At 53.2% G+C, this 16386-nt stretch carries 18 protein-coding genes; 12 read left to right on the top strand and 6 right to left on the bottom strand.

Features of this window, described 5'->3' with window-relative positions:
* The first annotated feature begins 16 nt into the window (after positions 1–16).
* The 5 genes from yajC to HVZ39_RS19110 all read left to right on the top strand — a co-directional run bounded on the left by yajC (position 17) and on the right by HVZ39_RS19110 (position 4457).
* Positions 17–349, top strand: a complete 333-nt coding sequence (yajC, locus tag HVZ39_RS19130; RefSeq protein WP_003021544.1) for a preprotein translocase subunit YajC — start codon at positions 17–19, stop codon at positions 347–349.
* 27 nt (positions 350–376) lie between these two features.
* Positions 377–2224 (top strand): protein translocase subunit SecD, encoded by a 1848-nt coding sequence (gene secD / locus HVZ39_RS19125; RefSeq protein WP_003021547.1) that lies wholly within the window; start codon positions 377–379, stop codon positions 2222–2224.
* 10 nt (positions 2225–2234) lie between these two features.
* Positions 2235–3206: a protein translocase subunit SecF gene (gene secF / locus HVZ39_RS19120; protein ID WP_003021550.1), complete on the top strand. Its 972-nt coding sequence runs from the start codon at positions 2235–2237 to the stop codon at positions 3204–3206.
* 169 nt (positions 3207–3375) lie between these two features.
* Complete coding sequence (locus tag HVZ39_RS19115) at positions 3376–3741, top strand: VOC family protein (RefSeq protein ID WP_016152028.1); 366 nt, start codon at positions 3376–3378, stop codon at positions 3739–3741.
* 23 nt (positions 3742–3764) lie between these two features.
* Positions 3765–4457, top strand: coding sequence for a YafY family protein (locus HVZ39_RS19110; RefSeq protein WP_016155852.1), 693 nt, complete (start codon positions 3765–3767; stop codon positions 4455–4457).
* A 45-nt stretch (positions 4458–4502) separates the two neighbouring features.
* On the opposite strand, the gene HVZ39_RS19105 is transcribed toward HVZ39_RS19110, so the two are convergent.
* Together HVZ39_RS19105 and HVZ39_RS19100 are read right to left on the bottom strand one after the other, a co-directional pair.
* Positions 4503–5387, bottom strand: a complete 885-nt coding sequence (locus HVZ39_RS19105; RefSeq protein ID WP_016152030.1) for a nucleoside-specific channel-forming protein Tsx — start codon at positions 5385–5387, stop codon at positions 4503–4505.
* Positions 5388–5685: 298 nt separating this feature from the next.
* Positions 5686–6225, bottom strand: coding sequence for a DUF3251 domain-containing protein (locus HVZ39_RS19100; protein WP_181632840.1), 540 nt, complete (start codon positions 6223–6225; stop codon positions 5686–5688).
* 153 nt (positions 6226–6378) lie between these two features.
* On the opposite strand from HVZ39_RS19100, the gene nrdR reads away from it, so the two are divergent.
* The 6 genes from nrdR to pgpA all read left to right on the top strand — a co-directional run bounded on the left by nrdR (position 6379) and on the right by pgpA (position 10482).
* Positions 6379–6828 (top strand): transcriptional regulator NrdR, encoded by a 450-nt coding sequence (gene nrdR, locus HVZ39_RS19095; protein ID WP_016152032.1) that lies wholly within the window; start codon positions 6379–6381, stop codon positions 6826–6828.
* Positions 6829–6831: 3 nt separating this feature from the next.
* Complete coding sequence (gene ribD / locus HVZ39_RS19090; RefSeq protein WP_181632839.1) at positions 6832–7935, top strand: bifunctional diaminohydroxyphosphoribosylaminopyrimidine deaminase/5-amino-6-(5-phosphoribosylamino)uracil reductase RibD; 1104 nt, start codon at positions 6832–6834, stop codon at positions 7933–7935.
* Positions 7936–8021: 86 nt separating this feature from the next.
* The gene (gene ribE / locus HVZ39_RS19085; RefSeq protein ID WP_016152034.1) at positions 8022–8492 is read left to right on the top strand and encodes a 6,7-dimethyl-8-ribityllumazine synthase; all 471 of its coding nucleotides are present in this window, start codon (positions 8022–8024) and stop codon (positions 8490–8492) included.
* Between the two features lie 19 nt (positions 8493–8511).
* Positions 8512–8931 (top strand): transcription antitermination factor NusB, encoded by a 420-nt coding sequence (nusB, locus tag HVZ39_RS19080; RefSeq protein ID WP_000801129.1) that lies wholly within the window; start codon positions 8512–8514, stop codon positions 8929–8931.
* Positions 8932–9008: 77 nt separating this feature from the next.
* Positions 9009–9986: a thiamine-phosphate kinase gene (gene thiL / locus HVZ39_RS19075; protein WP_181632838.1), complete on the top strand. Its 978-nt coding sequence runs from the start codon at positions 9009–9011 to the stop codon at positions 9984–9986.
* A complete protein-coding gene (gene pgpA, locus HVZ39_RS19070; RefSeq protein ID WP_016152036.1) occupies positions 9964–10482 on the top strand; it encodes a phosphatidylglycerophosphatase A in 519 nt (172 codons plus the stop codon). The genes thiL and pgpA overlap by 23 nt, the downstream gene beginning before the upstream one ends.
* Before the next feature lie 100 nt (positions 10483–10582).
* Here pgpA and yajO read toward each other — a convergent pair whose 3' ends face one another.
* The 4 genes from yajO to xseB are packed head-to-tail and all read right to left on the bottom strand — an operon-like array spanning position 10583 to position 14643.
* The gene (yajO, locus tag HVZ39_RS19065; RefSeq protein ID WP_094760932.1) at positions 10583–11557 is read right to left on the bottom strand and encodes a 1-deoxyxylulose-5-phosphate synthase YajO; all 975 of its coding nucleotides are present in this window, start codon (positions 11555–11557) and stop codon (positions 10583–10585) included.
* Positions 11558–11613: 56 nt separating this feature from the next.
* Positions 11614–13476, bottom strand: a complete 1863-nt coding sequence (dxs, locus tag HVZ39_RS19060; RefSeq protein WP_181632837.1) for a 1-deoxy-D-xylulose-5-phosphate synthase — start codon at positions 13474–13476, stop codon at positions 11614–11616.
* A gap of 24 nt (positions 13477–13500) precedes the next feature.
* Positions 13501–14400 (bottom strand): (2E,6E)-farnesyl diphosphate synthase, encoded by a 900-nt coding sequence (gene ispA, locus HVZ39_RS19055; RefSeq protein WP_016152039.1) that lies wholly within the window; start codon positions 14398–14400, stop codon positions 13501–13503.
* The gene (gene xseB, locus HVZ39_RS19050; protein WP_016152040.1) at positions 14401–14643 is read right to left on the bottom strand and encodes an exodeoxyribonuclease VII small subunit; all 243 of its coding nucleotides are present in this window, start codon (positions 14641–14643) and stop codon (positions 14401–14403) included.
* A 208-nt stretch (positions 14644–14851) separates the two neighbouring features.
* On the opposite strand from xseB, the gene thiI reads away from it, so the two are divergent.
* Positions 14852–16300 carry a tRNA uracil 4-sulfurtransferase ThiI gene (gene thiI, locus HVZ39_RS19045; protein WP_005125147.1) on the top strand — a complete coding sequence of 483 codons (1449 nt, stop codon included), beginning with the start codon at positions 14852–14854 and terminating at the stop codon, positions 16298–16300.
* Positions 16301–16386: the final 86 nt, after the last annotated feature.

Here is a 16386-nt window from a genome sequence, read left to right as displayed (position 1 = left end):
TAATGAGGGAATTTGAATGAGCTTTTTTATTTCTGATGCGGTAGCGGCAACAGGTGCTCCGGCGCAGGGCAGCCCGATGTCTCTGATTCTGATGCTGGTGGTGTTTGGTCTGATTTTCTACTTCATGATCCTGCGCCCGCAGCAAAAGCGCACTAAAGAACACAAAAATCTGATGAACTCCATTGCGAAAGGCGATGAAGTGCTGACTAACGGTGGTCTGGTGGGTCGCGTGACCAAAGTAGCAGAATCTGGCTACATCGCTATCGCGCTGAACGACACCACTGAAGTGGTTATTAAACGTGATTTCGTAGCTGCCGTTCTGCCGAAAGGCACCATGAAGGCGCTGTAATTTATTGTTTTCCCAAAGGGAACTGCCGTGTTAAACCGTTATCCTTTGTGGAAGTATGTCATGCTGATCGTCGTTATTGTCGTCGGTCTGCTCTATGCGCTTCCCAACCTGTATGGTGAGGATCCGGCTGTTCAAATCACTGGCGTGCGCGGTGCCGCCGCCAGTGAGCAAACGCTGATCCAGGTCCAGAAAACGTTACAAGAAGATAAAATCACACCTAAGTCTGTGGCTCTGGAAGAGGGTGCTATTCTTGCGCGCTTCGACTCCACTGATACCCAACTGCGCGCACGTGAAGTGTTAATGGGCGTATTGGGCGATCAATACGTCGTGGCGCTTAACCTTGCTCCGGCAACTCCACGCTGGCTGGCAGCCATTCACGCAGAACCGATGAAACTCGGTCTTGACCTGCGTGGCGGCGTTCACTTCCTGATGGAAGTGGATATGGACACCGCGCTGAGTAAGTTGCAGGAACAAAATATCGATAGCCTGCGCAGCGATCTGCGTGAAAAAGGCATTCCTTATACTACCGTTCGCAAAGAAGATAACTACGGTCTGAGCATCACCTTCCGTGATAGCAGCGCCCGTGATGAAGCTATCTCTTACCTGAGCAAGCGTCACCAGGATCTGGTTATTTCCAGCCAGGGCAGCAATGCTCTGCGTGCGGTGATGACCGATGCGCGCCTGAGCGAAGCCCGTGAATACGCGGTACAGCAGAACATCAACATTCTGCGTAATCGTGTTAACCAACTGGGTGTTGCTGAGCCGGTGGTCCAACGTCAGGGTGCTGACCGCATTGTGGTCGAACTGCCAGGCATTCAGGATACCGCGCGTGCGAAAGAAATTTTGGGCGCTACCGCGACGCTGGAATTCCGTCTGGTGAACACCAACGTTGACCAGTCTGCTGCGGCATCCGGGCGTGTACCGGGTGATTCGGAAGTGAAACAGTCTCGTGAAGGTCAGCCGGTTGTGCTGTACAAACGCGTGATCCTGACCGGTGATCATATCACCGACTCCACTTCCAGCCAGGACGAATACAATCAGCCGCAGGTTAACATCTCGCTGGATAGCGCGGGTGGTAACATCATGTCCAACTTCACCAAGGACAACATCGGTAAGCCGATGGCGACCCTGTTCGTGGAGTACAAAGACAGCGGTAAAAAAGATGCCAACGGTCGCGCAGTGCTGGTGAAACAGGAAGAGGTGATTAACATCGCCAACATCCAGTCTCGCCTGGGCAACAGCTTCCGTATCACCGGTATTAACAACCCGAACGAAGCGCGTCAGCTTTCTCTGCTGTTACGTGCCGGTGCGTTGATTGCGCCGATTCAGATTGTTGAAGAACGTACCATCGGTCCTACCCTGGGTATGCAGAACATTAAACAGGGTCTGGAAGCGTGTCTGGCCGGTCTGGTGGTGTCTATCCTGTTCATGATCTTCTTCTATAAGAAGTTCGGTCTGATCGCGACCAGTGCGCTGATTGCTAACCTGGTACTGATTGTCGGTATTATGTCGCTGCTGCCGGGCGCTACGCTGAGTATGCCGGGGATTGCGGGGATCGTCTTAACCCTTGCCGTCGCGGTCGATGCGAACGTACTGATTAACGAACGTATCAAAGAAGAGTTGAGTAACGGGCGTTCGGTGCAGCAGGCCATCAATGAAGGTTATGCGGGTGCATTTAGCTCCATCTTTGATGCGAACATTACGACGCTGATTAAGGTCATTATCCTGTACGCAGTTGGCACCGGGGCAATTAAAGGGTTCGCGATTACTACCGGTATTGGTGTGGCGACGTCGATGTTTACCGCGATTGTCGGTACACGTGCCATCGTAAACCTGTTGTATGGCGGCAAGCGCGTCAAAAAGCTGTCAATCTGAGGAGTGCGAAGTGGCACAGGAATATACTGTTGAACAATTGAACCACGGCCGTAAAGTCTGGGACTTTATGCGCTGGGACTACTGGGCTTTCGGCATTTCAGGTTTCCTGCTGATTGCGGCCATCGTGGTGATGGGCGTACGCGGGTTTAACTGGGGTCTCGATTTCACCGGTGGTACGGTAATTGAAATCACGCTGGAAAAACCGGCCGATATGGACGTGATGCGCGATGCGCTGGAGAAAGCGGGCTTTGTTGATCCGCTTCTGCAGAACTTCGGCAGCAGCCACGACATTATGGTGCGTATGCCGCCAACTGAAGGCGCAGACGGCGGTCAGGTACTGGGCAGCAAAGTGTTGAGTGTGATTAACGAATCCACCAACCAAAACGCCGCGGTGAAACGAATTGAATTCGTGGGTCCGAGCGTGGGTGCAGACCTGGCGCAAACCGGTGCAATGGCGCTGATGGCGGCGTTAATATCCATCCTGGTGTACGTCGGTTTCCGCTTTGAGTGGCGACTGGCGGCAGGGGTAGTTATCGCTCTGGCGCACGACGTGATTATCACACTTGGGATCCTGTCGTTGTTCCATATCGAGATTGATCTGACTATCGTCGCATCGTTGATGTCGGTAATCGGTTACTCGCTGAACGACAGTATCGTCGTATCTGACCGTATTCGTGAAAACTTCCGCAAAATTCGTCGCGGTACGCCTTACGAAATCTTTAACGTGTCATTGACTCAGACGCTGCACCGTACGTTGATTACGTCCGGTACGACGTTGATGGTTATTCTGATGCTGTTCCTGTTCGGTGGTCCGGTACTGGAAGGCTTCTCGCTGACGATGCTGATCGGTGTTTCCATCGGTACTGCATCTTCTATCTACGTAGCATCGGCGCTGGCGCTGAAGCTGGGTATGAAGCGTGAGCACATGCTGCAGCAGAAGGTTGAGAAAGAAGGGGCGGATCAACCGTCAATTCTGCCTTAAACTATTAAGAGTGAAGATACTGGAATCCCGATCGCAAGGTCGGGATTTTTTTTGCCTGTGATTTGGTAGCAGTCCATTATCTTTTCCGGTCGCCATACTACTGACAGTATGCTGTCAGTAGCCCTGTCGTATAGTCCTTCTGAGATTACCCACACAGGCTGGAGGAAGTATGAATAACGTAATTAGCTGGTTTGAAATCCCCGTGGCACAAATGGAGCGCGCCATTGCTTTTTATGAGCCAGTGATGCAGGTTTCTTTGCGTCGTGAGAATATGGACAGCGCGGAGCTGGCCGTATTTCCACATCAGGATCCCGCTCCCGGCGGGGCGCTGGCTAAATTTGACGGTATTACGCCTTCAGCGCAGGGCGCTATTATTTATCTGCATACGGACGATTTGGCTGCAACGCTTAAACGCGTCGCCACCGCTGGCGGTCAGTGCGTGTTTGGTCCGCTCGAACTGGGGCAGGATATTGGCACTATTGCGCTGTTTACTGACAGCGAAGGCAATCGTGTTGGTTTACATCAACCCGCGTAATATTTTCAGGACTGAGGATTAAAATGACCAGACGCGCCGACCGCTTGTTTCAGATTGTACAAATCCTGCGTGGCAGGCGAGTGACAACGGCGGCGCTGCTGGCAGAACGTCTTGAGGTTTCTGAACGAACGATTTATCGCGATATCCGCGATCTCTCTTTATCCGGCGTGCCCATTGAAGGAGAAGTGGGCAGTGGATACCGCTTAATGGCGGGGTTTGATCTGCCGCCGTTGATGTTAACGCATCGCGAATCAGAAGCGTTAATGGTAGCGATTCGTTTGCTGAAAACATGGGGCGGGGATTCACTCTCACAGGCGCTGGAATCCGCGCAGGAAAAAGTGCTGGCGATATTGCCGCCAGAGTGTCGGCGCAGAGCCGAGCAAACGCGGGTTTTCGCGCCAGATTTTGGCAATCAGCCGCATTCACGCAGTGCTTTTGATCTCATACATCGCGCGGTTTCGGCGCAGCAGGTGCTGGCGCTGCATTATCGCGACGAGTCCGGGAATCTCTCCTGGCGCGACGTTCAGCCGCTGGGGTTATTTTTCTGGGGTGAGCACTGGTTGCTGGTTGCCTGGTGTGAGAAACGTGACGATTATCGCTGCTTTCGTGTTGATCGGTGTCTGAAGATCACGCCGCTCGACAGGCATTTTCGTGAATCTGCAGATCGCTCGCTAAGTGACTTTTTACGTAAAGTACGCTGTGAAGACCAGCCATAAAAAAGCCAGCGGTTAAGCTGGCTTGTCTGCGATAAATTGGCAGGATTAGAAGTTGTAACCTACGACCAGGTAACCACCCCAACCGGTAGAACGGACGTTAAAGTTGCCTTTATTGAAGTTCAGCTCTGCATCATCATTCCATTGACCCCCGTTGTGCCAGTAACGAGCGACGACGGAATAATGCCAGTGATCGTAATTCAGCGCCAGAATATGGCTGGAAGCGATAGAGTTGTTAGTACGCGCTTTATTGCCATTAAGATCGGAGAAATCATCGTCGCCCAGATCGGATCCCCAATCGAAGTTGGTAAAGCCAATGTAGCTAAGATTACCGCCCCACAGTTCAGTGATTGGTACAAAATATTTCACTTTGAAACGATAGCCGTCCCACTCGTTTTCGTTGGCTGCACCGTAGTTCTGCCACTGATATTTGGCATACACGTTAAGAGACAGGCTCATCGGCAGACCGGTATCGATATCGGTACCCAGACCCATATACCAGGTGCTCTGGCGGCCATCTTTGTTACGACCCATATCGTAGATGTAGTTATTGGCGAAGTACCACTCTTTGAATGGACCGAAGCTCAGGTCGGTGCCGGTCAGTTTATCGATGGAGAAGCGCGGTTCAATTTCCATAAACAGCGGAGAACCGTGGTTCCAGATACCTTTCGCATCAGTGTTACCACCAAAGAAGACAGGTGCATCCATGTAACCATAGAAATCGAACCAATCTTTTTTTGCAAAAGCTTCATATTCCAGGTAGGTATCGTTGCGAATCTGCGGTCCGAAACGGGTGTGGTAGCTACCCACCACGTTGACGCTCTGGTGCCACCAGTCGGACAGATATTGCGGTTTGTCATTTTCTGCAGCGTTGGCAGTAAAAGACGAGGAGAGCGCCAGCACTGCACCGGCTGCAAGTAATGTTTTTTTCATATGTATGCCACTGTTTGAAATCCCTTTCGGGAGTGAAAAAGGCGCAAATTGCGTTTCTAAATATTTCGTGTTTCTTCGGAGCCTATTATAAAAATCATTGTTCACAAAAATATGTGTTGTTTCACAGTTCTATCATTTACGTAATCGATTGCGTTCACGTTTGCTTACTTTAGGCGGCGAATTGTACTGGCTCCCATGAATGTTGCCAAGTTTTACCAGAAATATCGGTTATGTCAGGTGAGTAACAAAACGGGCCGGAGTGATGTTGCGGAACGCACAAAACGTCCCGCAAAAAAGTTTATTGATTAACAGGCTGGATGTCGTGGATACGAACAAATCCTAACTGGTCCGGAGAAAGGCCATTTATCTGCAGCGGAATGTCTACGTCGCTGGGAGCAAGGATACTTGCCGGGGCCGTTACCAATTGGTTCTGAACGTTCGTTTCCTGATAGTTATCCGTGGTGCCCTGAATTTGTCCATACTCGACGGTGGCGCTAAAGGCGGGTAAAGGCGTAGTGGATTCACCCTGAATACGTAATGTGAGCCGCGTGCCGTCGGCGTTCGGCGCAATATTGACAAGTGACATCCGTAACATGCCAATTTGGCTGTCCAGTCGGGCTGGTGTACTGGAACCCGGCAGCAGATAGGCTCCGCTGGTTGATTTGGCATTCAACATATTTTGTTGTGTAATTTTTACCGTTTCCTGATTTAGCTGTGTCATCTCTTTATTCAACGTGCTAACACTTTGATGCATCTGGCGTACTTCGCTTTGCTGTGCGCATGCGCTAAGACTAAAGAGACTTCCCACCAGGAGAATTCTTAGGTAACGTCTTGTCATTGTGATTACTTCCTTCATTGTCGCGATAGCATAATGGTAGTGCGCACCGAGCACGAAGGCATCGATCCTTTGTCTCAAAAGCGCTGCGCCTTTGTTGTCACGCCAGTTCAGGGTAAAATAGATTTCTGTTAACCACTGAGGACAGGACGCCGTATGCATTGCCCATTCTGTTTCGCCGTAGACACTAAGGTAATTGACTCTCGTCTTGTAGGCGAGGGCTCCTCAGTACGCCGCCGTCGGCAGTGTCTGGTCTGTAACGAACGTTTCACCACTTTTGAAGTGGCTGAACTTGTCATGCCACGCGTTGTGAAAAGCAACGATGTGCGTGAACCCTTTAATGAAGATAAGCTGCGCAGCGGCATGCTCAGAGCGCTTGAGAAACGTCCGGTCAGCTCAGATGACGTCGAAATGGCGTTGAACCATATCAAATCACAACTGCGTGCGACTGGCGAGCGTGAGGTGCCGAGCAAGATGATCGGCAACCTGGTGATGGAGCAGTTGAAAAAACTCGATAAAGTCGCCTACATCCGCTTTGCCTCGGTTTACCGGAGTTTCGAAGATATCAAAGAATTTGGCGAAGAGATTGCTCGCCTACAGGACTAAGCCATGCAGGATGAATTGTACATGGCGCGCGCGCTGAAGCTTGCTGCGCGCGGACGTTTTACCACTCACCCCAATCCCAACGTGGGCTGCGTGATTGTCAAAGATGGGGAGATCGTCGGTGAAGGGTATCATCACCGCGCGGGCGAACCGCATGCCGAAGTCCACGCTCTGCGCATGGCTGGAGAAAAAGCGCAAGGGGCGACTGCCTATGTAACGCTTGAACCCTGCAGCCATCATGGTCGTACCCCCCCGTGCTGCGATGCGCTGATTGCCGCAGGCGTGTCACGTGTGGTTGCAGCGATGCAGGATCCCAATCCGCAGGTAGCAGGTCGTGGTCTCTACCGTTTGCAGCAGGCGGGCATTGACGTCAGTCACGGGCTGATGATGAGCGAGGTTGAGCAGCTTAATAAAGGCTTTCTCAAGCGTATGCGTACGGGATTCCCCTACGTGCAGCTTAAACTTGGTGCGTCGCTTGATGGGCGTACGGCGATGGCCAGTGGTGAAAGCCAGTGGATAACCTCGCCACAGGCGCGTCGCGATGTGCAAAGATTACGGGCGCATAGCCACGCCATCTTAACCAGCAGCGCTACGGTGTTGGCTGACGACCCTCAGCTTACCGTGCGTTGGTCGGAACTTGGGGAGTCAACCCAGGCGAGTTACCCGCAGGAAAATCTGCGCCAGCCTATCCGCATTGTTGTTGATAGCCAGAATCAGGTCACGCCGGAACACCGTATTGTGCAACAGCCTGGAGAAACCTGGATTGCCCGGACAAAAGATGATCCTCGTAGTTGGCCGGAGACGGTGCGCAGCCTGAAGGTGCCGGAACATAACGGGCACCTGGATCTGGTGGTGCTGATGATGCAACTGGGCAAGCAGCAAATTAACAGCATTTGGGTTGAAGCAGGTCCAACGCTTGCGGGCGCGTTATTACAGGCCGGACTGGTCGATGAGCTAATCGTGTATGTTGCGCCTAAACTGTTAGGCAGCGATGCACGAGGATTATGTGTGCTTCCAGGCCTTGAGAAACTGGCTGACGCCCCCCATTTCAAATTCAACGAAATACGCCATGTAGGTCCGGACCTTTGCCTGCATTTAGTGGGCGCATGATCTCCCGGTTCGAAAGGGAAGCAGCGCACAGATTATTATGATAAAATCCGCCCCCCTGCGGGGTCTAGTGAATCCGAAGGAAGAATATGAACATTATTGAAGCTAACGTTGCTACCCCGGACGCTCGCGTCGCCATCACCATTGCGCGTTTCAACAACTTTATCAATGACAGCCTGCTGGAAGGTGCGATCGACGCCCTGAAACGTATTGGTCAGGTTAAAGATGAAAACATTACCGTCGTTTGGGTTCCGGGCGCGTATGAGCTGCCGCTGGCAGCCTCAGTACTTGCAAAATCCGGTAAATACGACGCGGTGATTGCGTTAGGTACGGTGATTCGTGGTGGTACCGCGCACTTCGAATATGTGGCTGGCGGTGCAAGCAATGGCCTGGCGCATGTCGCTCAGGACAGTGGCATTCCGGTAGCCTTCGGTGTTCTGACCACCGAAAGTATTGAACAAGCCATCGAACGTGCTGGCACTAAAGCTGGCAACAAAGGCGCAGAAGCTGCACTGACTGCACTTGAAATGATTAATGTATTGAAAGCCATCAAGGCCTGATTTTTGTAAGGGGAAATCCGTGAAACCTGCTGCTCGTCGCCGCGCCCGTGAGTGTGCCGTCCAGGCGCTCTACTCCTGGCAGTTGTCCCAGAACGACATCGCTGATGTTGAATACCAGTTCCTGGCGGAACAGGACGTAAAAGATGTCGACGTTCTGTATTTCCGTGAACTGCTGTCCGGGGTGGCGACTAACAGCGCGTACCTGGATGGATTAATGAAGCCTTATCTGTCTCGTCTGTTGGAAGAGCTGGGTCAGGTAGAAAAAGCCGTGCTGCGTATTGCGCTGTTTGAACTGTCTAAACGTAGTGATGTGCCGTACAAAGTGGCCATCAACGAAGCGATTGAACTGGCGAAAACCTTCGGCGCTGAAGACAGCCATAAATTCGTGAACGGCGTACTGGATAAAGCAGCACCTGTGATTCGCCCCAACAAAAAGTAATCCCGAGGCCGGCTGGATGGTGGAACTTGTTTCCGCTGCCCCCGGCTTTTTCTTTTTTTTCTGCTGAGGCATAACGTATGGCATGCGGCGAATTTTCCCTGATTGCCCGTTATTTTGACCGCGTAAGAACGTCTCGTCTTGATGTCGAAACCGGTATTGGTGACGATTGCGCACTTCTGAACATCCCTGAAAAACAGACGCTGGCGATCAGCACCGATACGCTGGTGGCAGGCAACCACTTCCTCCCCGAAATTGATCCCACCGATCTCGCCTGGAAAGCGCTGGCAGTGAATTTGAGCGATCTGGCGGCGATGGGAGCCGATCCTGCGTGGCTGACGCTGGCGCTCACGCTGCCTGACGTCGATGAAGCCTGGCTTGAAGCCTTCAGCGATGGCCTGTTTGAACTCCTCAATTACTATGATATGCAGCTGATAGGTGGTGACACCACGCGTGGGCCACTGTCGATGACGCTGGGTATCCACGGCTACGTCCCTGTTGGACGGGCCTTAAAACGCTCCGGTGCGAAACCGGGGGACTGGATTTATGTGACCGGTACGCCGGGCGACAGCGCGGCCGGGCTGGCGATTTTGCAGGATCGCTTGCAGGTGGCAGATGCAAAAGACGCAGACTATCTGCTTAAACGTCATCTGCGTCCAACGCCGCGTATTTTGCAGGGACAAGCCCTGCGCGATCTGGCCAGTGCTGCTATCGATATTTCCGACGGCCTGATTTCCGATCTGGGGCATATCGTCAAGGCCTGCGGCTGTGGGGCGCGGGTTAACGTCGATGCGTTGCCATACTCTACGGCATTTGCCCAACACGTTGAGCCGGAACAAGCCCTGCGCTGGGCGCTCTCGGGTGGTGAAGATTATGAGTTATGCTTTACCGTACCGGAAATTAACCGTGGCGCACTGGACGTGGCGCTGGGAAATCTCGGCGCATCGTTTACCTGCATTGGGCAGATGAGCGCGGACGTGGAAGGCATTCACTTTACGCGCGACGGAAAACCCGTCACGTTCGACTGGAAAGGATATGACCATTTTGCCGCGCCTTAAAAAAGATGTCGCCAAAAGCCGCCTGAGTATGCGCAATCCGTGGCACCTGTTGGCCACCGGTTTTGGCAGCGGGCTGAGCCCAATTGTTCCAGGCACGATGGGATCGCTGGCGGCGATCCCTTTTTGGTATTTAATGACGTTTCTGCCGTGGCAGCTGTATTCACTGGTGGTCATGTTGTCTATCTGTATCGGTGTTTATCTGTGCCATCAAACGGCGAAAGATATGGGCGTGCACGATCACGGTAGCATTGTCTGGGACGAGTTTGTCGGGATGTGGATAACCCTGATGGCGCTGCCGACCCACGACTGGCAGTGGGTCGCCGCCGGATTTGTGATTTTCCGTATTCTGGATATGTGGAAGCCGTGGCCGATCCGTTGGTTCGATCGCAACGTGCATGGCGGTACGGGGATCATGATTGATGATATTGTGGCCGGAATACTCTCCGCCGGAATTTTGTATTTTATCGGCCATCACTGGCCGGTAGGTATCATTTAAATAGGTTTGCCGGATGGCAGCGTAAACGCCTTATCTGGCCTGGAAACACGATGGCGGTTTCGTAGGCCCGATAAGCGTAGCGCCATCGGGCAATGCCAGATTATTTAAATCCGACCACCGGATGCTGTTTGTACGGCGTTTCCAGCTCGGCAATCTGCTCTGGCTTCAGCGTCAAATCCACCGCATTAAGTAACTCATCCAACTGTTCCTCGCGTGAAGTGCCGATAATCGGCGCAGCCACCCCCGGTTTGCTCAGCAGCCAGGCCAGCGCAACCTGCGCACGCGTTACGCCTAATTCCTCACTGACACCGGTCAGCCGCGCGGCAATTTGCGCGTCGTTTTCATCGCTCTCAGAGTATAAATTTTTACCGACTTCATCAGAAACCAGACGTGCGGTCGTTTCTCCCCAGGGGCGCGTCAGGCGACCACGCGCCAGCGGACTCCAAGGGATCACCGCGACGCCTTCCTGATAGCAAAGCGGCAGCATTTCGCGTTCTTCCTCACGGTAGATCAGGTTGTAGTGATCCTGCATGCTAACGAACTGTGCCCAGCCGTGTTGTTTCTGTAAGGCCAGCGCCTGAGCAAACTGAGACGCGTGCATGGATGAGGCGCCAATATAGCGAGCTTTACCGGCTTTCACTACGTCGTTAAGGGCTTCCAGCGTTTCTTCGATAGGCGTATTGTAATCCCAGCGGTGAATTTGCAGGATGTCCACATAGTCCATACCCAGGCGTCTGAGGCTATCGTCGATTGAGCGCAAGATTTGTGCGCGGGATAATCCTTCCGCTAAATCATCAACCTGGTGAAAAACCTTGGTGGCGACCACGACCTCTTCTCGGCGGGCGAAATCACGCAGCGCGCGGCCGACAATCTCTTCGCTGCTACCAGCGGAGTAGCTGTTGGCGGTATCAAAAAAGTTAATGCCGCCTTCAAGGGCGTGTTTGATTATCGGGCGGCTGCTTTCTTCAGGTAGCGTCCAGGCGTGATTGCCGCGATTGGGCTCGCCAAACGTCATGCAACCCAGGCAAAGGCGGGAGACCCGTAGGTCGGTTTTTCCTAAGGTGTTGTATTTCATTAATCCACTCCTGCTTAGCTCGTGATGAGTTAAGCATAGCAGGAGCGGGGAGGGGATTATGCCAGCCAGGCCTTGATTTTGGTCTCAATTCCGGCGGCATTAAGTCCCAGTTCGGCGCGAGCCTCGTCCTGAGTCCCCTGCGGGATGAAGAAGTCAGGCAGGCCAATGTTCAGCACCGGAACAGGCTTGCGATGGGCCATTAGCACTTCGTTTACGCCGCTACCAGCGCCGCCCATAATGGCATTCTCTTCGAGGGTGACCAGCACCTCGTGTTGGGCTGCCATTTCGAGGATCAACGTTTCATCCAACGGTTTCACAAAGCGCATATCAACCAGCGTGGCGTTCAGTGATTCTGCGACCTGATCGGCTTCCGGCATTAGGGTGCCGAAGTTGAGAATTGCCACTTTCGCACCGTGACGCTTCACGATGCCTTTGCCGATTGGCAGATGTTCCAGCGGCGCCAGCTCAACGCCCACCGCGTTACCGCGCGGATAACGTACGACCGTTGGACCGTCGTTGTAGTGATAGCCGGTGAACAGCATCTGGCGACATTCGTTCTCATCGCTTGGGGTCATAATGACCATTTCCGGGATACAGCGCAGGAAAGAGAGGTCGAACGCCCCTTGGTGGGTTTGTCCATCTGCGCCAACGATACCCGCCCGGTCGACGGCGAACAGGACCGGCAGTTTCTGGATGGCGACATCATGCAGTACCTGATCGTAAGCGCGTTGCAGGAAGGTGGAGTAAATAGCCACGACCGGCTTATAACCGCCAATCGCCAGACCGGCCGCAAACGTCACCGCGTGCTGCTCGGCAATCGCCACATCAAAGTAGCGGTCCGGGAACTTACGTGAGAACTCCACCATACCGGAGCCTTCGCGCATCGCCGGGGTGATCGCCATCAGCTTATTGTCTTTCGCCGCGGTCTCACACAGCCAGTCACCGAAGATTTTTGAATAGCTCGGCAGGCCGCCGCTGCTTTTCGGCAGGCATCCGCTGGATGGATCGAATTTGGGTACCGCGTGGAACGTAATCGGATCTTTTTCCGCTGGCTCGTAGCCACGACCTTTTTTGGTCATGATGTGCAGGAACTGTGGACCTTTGAGATCGCGCATGTTCTTAAGCGTGGTGATAAGCCCCAGCACGTCGTGACCGTCCACCGGACCAATATAGTTAAAGCCCAGCTCTTCAAACAGCGTACCCGGCACAACCATGCCTTTGATGTGCTCTTCGGTACGTTTGAGCAGTTCTTTAATCGGTGGTACACCGGAGAACACTTTCTTCCCGCCTTCGCGCAGCGAGGAGTAGAGTTTGCCTGAGAGCAGTTGCGCCAGGTGATTGTTCAGCGCGCCGACGTTCTCTGAAATCGACATTTCGTTGTCGTTGAGGATAACCAGCATGTCGGGCTTAATATCACCCGCGTGGTTCATCGCTTCAAATGCCATGCCTGCGGTGATTGCACCGTCCCCAATCACACAAACGGTACGGCGTTCCTTGCCTTCTTTCTCGGCGGCAACCGCAATACCGATACCTGCGCTGATGGAGGTTGAGGAGTGCCCAACGCTCAGTACGTCATATTCGCTCTCACCGCGCCATGGGAATGGATGCAAACCGCCTTTCTGCCGAATGGTGCCGATTTTATCGCGGCGGCCGGTCAGAATTTTGTGCGGGTAAGCCTGATGTCCCACATCCCAGATTAACTGGTCAAACGGGGTGTTGTAGACGTAGTGCAGCGCTACGGTGAGTTCCACCGTGCCCAGACCAGAGGCGAAGTGCCCGCTGGAACGGCTTACGCTGTCGAGCAAATAGCGGCGCAGTTCGTCGCAAAGCTTTGGCAGGCTCTCTTTTGGCAGCAGGCGTAACTCCTGAGTGGAGTCGACCAGCGCCAGGGTCGGGTATTTGGCTATATCAAAACTCATCGCAAGCTCATGGGATATGTTGGTTTATTTATCACGCTGGATTATGTAGTCCGCTAGCGCTTCCAGTGCCGAGGTATCGAGTGACTGTGCGGCCAGCAAACTTAGCGACTGGCGGGCATCCTCAATTAAATCCCGGGCTTTATTCTGGGCTTGCTCAAGACCCAGAAGTGCAGGATAGGTACTTTTGCCAAGCTGCTGGTCAGCACCCTGACGTTTACCCAATGTTGCAGTATCGCCTACCACATCCAGGATGTCATCCTGAACCTGGAAGGCCAGACCGATGCTTTCTGCGTACTTGTCGAGTATTGCCAGGCATTCTCGCCCTTTATCGCCTGCGCTTAACGCACCCAGACGCACGGCAGCGCGAATCAATGCCCCGGTTTTATGGCGGTGAATACGCTCCAGCGCATCCAATTCTACCTGATGGCCTTCAGCGTCCAGATCCAACGCCTGACCGCCGCACATACCGGCGATACCGCTGGCCTGGGCCAGTTCAGAGATCATCGCGATGCGGTCACGATCAGAAACTTCCGGCATCGGGGCGTCGCTGATAATGGAGAACGCCAGCGTTTGTAGCGCATCTCCGGCCAGGATCGCATTAGCCTCGCCAAATTTTACGTGGCAGGTCGGCAGACCGCGGCGCAGGTCATCGTCGTCCATCGCGGGTAAGTCATCGTGCATCAGCGAATAGGCATGGATACACTCGACGGCGGCAGCGGGAGCATCAAGCGTACTCAGGCTGACGCCAAACATCTGACCGGTCGCGTACACCAGAAACGGGCGCAGACGTTTACCGCCTAATAATGCGCCATATTGCATGGTTTCGACCACGGGAGTGTTCTGAAAGGGCAATGGCGCGATAAAACGGCTCAGTGCCTGGTTGGCCTGCTCAACGCAAGCCTGTAGCTGCTGCGTAAAATCCATTTACTCATTATCCGGTGTGAAAGGCGTAAGGGCGGCGTCTTCAGTATCTGACAGCAGGATTTGTACGCGCTGTTCAGCCTGCTGCAACTTGACCTGTCCCTGACGTGCTAACTGTACGCCACGTTCAAATTCGTTCAACGCTTCTTCCAGCGGCAGGTCGCCGCTTTCCAGACGGGTAACAATCTGTTCCAGGTCGCTCAGCGCTGTTTCAAAACTGGCTGGCGCTTCATTTTTCTTCGGCATAATGAATGTCTGACTCTCTGTATTGGCAGCACAAGGCTATGGTAACGGACTCGCACTGATAAGCAAATAACGCACAATGGTAAGGCGATGTGCACAGGATGACCATGATGGTGGTATACTTGCGCGCCTGGATGCAGCCGCAGGGTATGGGCTGCTGTATTTTTTCCCATTACAAGTCATTCAGACTTGCCAAAGAACCATTGCCGCCATGAAGTTTATCATTAAATTGTTCCCAGAAATCACCATCAAAAGCCAATCTGTGCGTTTGCGCTTTATAAAAATTCTGACAGGGAACATTCGTAACGTTTTAAAGCACTATGATGAAGACCTTGCCGTTGTCCGCCACTGGGATCACGTTGAGGTTCGCGCTAAAGATGAAAGCCAGCGCCTGGATATTCGCGACGCGCTGACCCGTATTCCGGGGATCCACCATATTCTCGAAGTTGAAGACGTGCCGTTTACCGATATGCACGATATTTTCGAGAAAGCGCTGGTGCAGTATCGCGATCAACTGGAAGGCAAAACCTTCTGCGTACGCGTTAAGCGTCGCGGTAAGCATGAGTTTAGCTCTATTGAAGTGGAACGCTATGTTGGCGGTGGACTGAACCAGCATATTGAATCCGCGCGCGTGAAGCTGACGAAGCCGGACGTGACGGTTAATCTTGAAATCGAAAACGACCGTCTGCTGCTGGTTAAAGGCCGCTATGAAGGTATTGGCGGTTTCCCGATCGGGACGCAGGAAGATGTACTGTCGCTGATTTCCGGTGGTTTCGACTCCGGCGTGTCCAGCTATATGCTGATGCGTCGCGGCTGCCGTGTGCACTACTGCTTCTTTAATCTCGGTGGCGCAGCGCATGAAATCGGCGTTCGTCAGGTGGCGCATTATCTGTGGAACCGCTTTGGTAGCTCGCATCGCGTGCGTTTTGTCGCGATCAACTTTGAGCCGGTGGTTGGCGAGATCCTGGAGAAAGTCGACGACGGTCAGATGGGCGTGGTCCTTAAACGTATGATGGTTCGTGCAGCGTCGAAAGTCGCTGAGCGCTACGGCGTACAGGCGCTGGTAACCGGTGAAGCGCTGGGCCAGGTGTCCAGCCAGACGCTGACCAACCTGCGCCTGATCGATAACGTTTCTGACACCCTGATCCTGCGCCCGCTTATCTCCCATGATAAGGAGCACATCATTAATCTGGCGCGTGAAATTGGTACTGAGGACTTTGCCCGTACCATGCCGGAATACTGCGGTGTGATTTCAAAAAGCCCGACGGTGAAAGCGATTAAAGCGAAGATTGAGGCCGAAGAAGAAAACTTCGATTTCTCTATCCTCGATAAAGTGGTTGAAGAAGCGAACAATATCGATATTCGTGATATCGCCCAGCAGACGCAGCAGACCGTGGTGGAAGTGGAAACCGTGAGCGGCTTCGGCCCGAACGATGTGATTCTGGATATCCGCTCTGTGGATGAACAGGATGACAAACCGCTGAAGGTTGACGGTGTGGACGTCGTTTCTCTGCCGTTCTACAAACTGAGCACCAAATTCGGCGATCTGGACCAGAGTAAAACCTGGCTGCTGTGGTGTGAACGCGGGGTGATGAGCCGTCTGCAGGCGTTGTATCTGCGCGAGCAGGGCTTTGAAAACGTGAAGGTATATCGCCCGTAGTGACTTTTGCCTGAGGGTGCTGCGCTTATCAGGCCTGCAAGCGGTATGTTTTGTAGGCCTGATAAATTGTTTACGCTGCCATCCGG

This window comes from Citrobacter sp. RHB35-C21 (genome assembly GCF_013816515.1).
In the GTDB taxonomy this organism is placed as follows: Bacteria; Pseudomonadota; Gammaproteobacteria; order Enterobacterales; family Enterobacteriaceae; genus Citrobacter; species Citrobacter braakii.
Note: the sequence above shows the minus strand (reverse complement) of the source record. Positions and strands in the feature narration are given on the sequence as shown.

Bases quoted from the DNA above. Each gene is read 5' to 3' on its own strand.
- yajC (WP_003021544.1), top strand. From the start codon at position 17: ATGAGCTTTTTTATTTCTGATGCGGTAGCGGCAACAGGTGCTCCGGCG.
- HVZ39_RS19115 (WP_016152028.1), top strand. From the start codon at position 3,376: ATGAATAACGTAATTAGCTGGTTTGAAATCCCCGTGGCACAAATGGAG.
- HVZ39_RS19110 (WP_016155852.1), top strand. From the start codon at position 3,765: ATGACCAGACGCGCCGACCGCTTGTTTCAGATTGTACAAATCCTGCGT.
- HVZ39_RS19105 (WP_016152030.1), bottom strand. From the start codon at position 5,387: ATGAAAAAAACATTACTTGCAGCCGGTGCAGTGCTGGCGCTCTCCTCG.
- HVZ39_RS19100 (WP_181632840.1), bottom strand. From the start codon at position 6,225: ATGACAAGACGTTACCTAAGAATTCTCCTGGTGGGAAGTCTCTTTAGT.
- nrdR (WP_016152032.1), top strand. From the start codon at position 6,379: ATGCATTGCCCATTCTGTTTCGCCGTAGACACTAAGGTAATTGACTCT.
- ribD (WP_181632839.1), top strand. From the start codon at position 6,832: ATGCAGGATGAATTGTACATGGCGCGCGCGCTGAAGCTTGCTGCGCGC.
- ribE (WP_016152034.1), top strand. From the start codon at position 8,022: ATGAACATTATTGAAGCTAACGTTGCTACCCCGGACGCTCGCGTCGCC.
- thiL (WP_181632838.1), top strand. From the start codon at position 9,009: ATGGCATGCGGCGAATTTTCCCTGATTGCCCGTTATTTTGACCGCGTA.
- pgpA (WP_016152036.1), top strand. From the start codon at position 9,964: ATGACCATTTTGCCGCGCCTTAAAAAAGATGTCGCCAAAAGCCGCCTG.
- yajO (WP_094760932.1), bottom strand. From the start codon at position 11,557: ATGAAATACAACACCTTAGGAAAAACCGACCTACGGGTCTCCCGCCTT.
- dxs (WP_181632837.1), bottom strand. From the start codon at position 13,476: ATGAGTTTTGATATAGCCAAATACCCGACCCTGGCGCTGGTCGACTCC.
- ispA (WP_016152039.1), bottom strand. From the start codon at position 14,400: ATGGATTTTACGCAGCAGCTACAGGCTTGCGTTGAGCAGGCCAACCAG.
- xseB (WP_016152040.1), bottom strand. From the start codon at position 14,643: ATGCCGAAGAAAAATGAAGCGCCAGCCAGTTTTGAAACAGCGCTGAGC.
- thiI (WP_005125147.1), top strand. From the start codon at position 14,852: ATGAAGTTTATCATTAAATTGTTCCCAGAAATCACCATCAAAAGCCAA.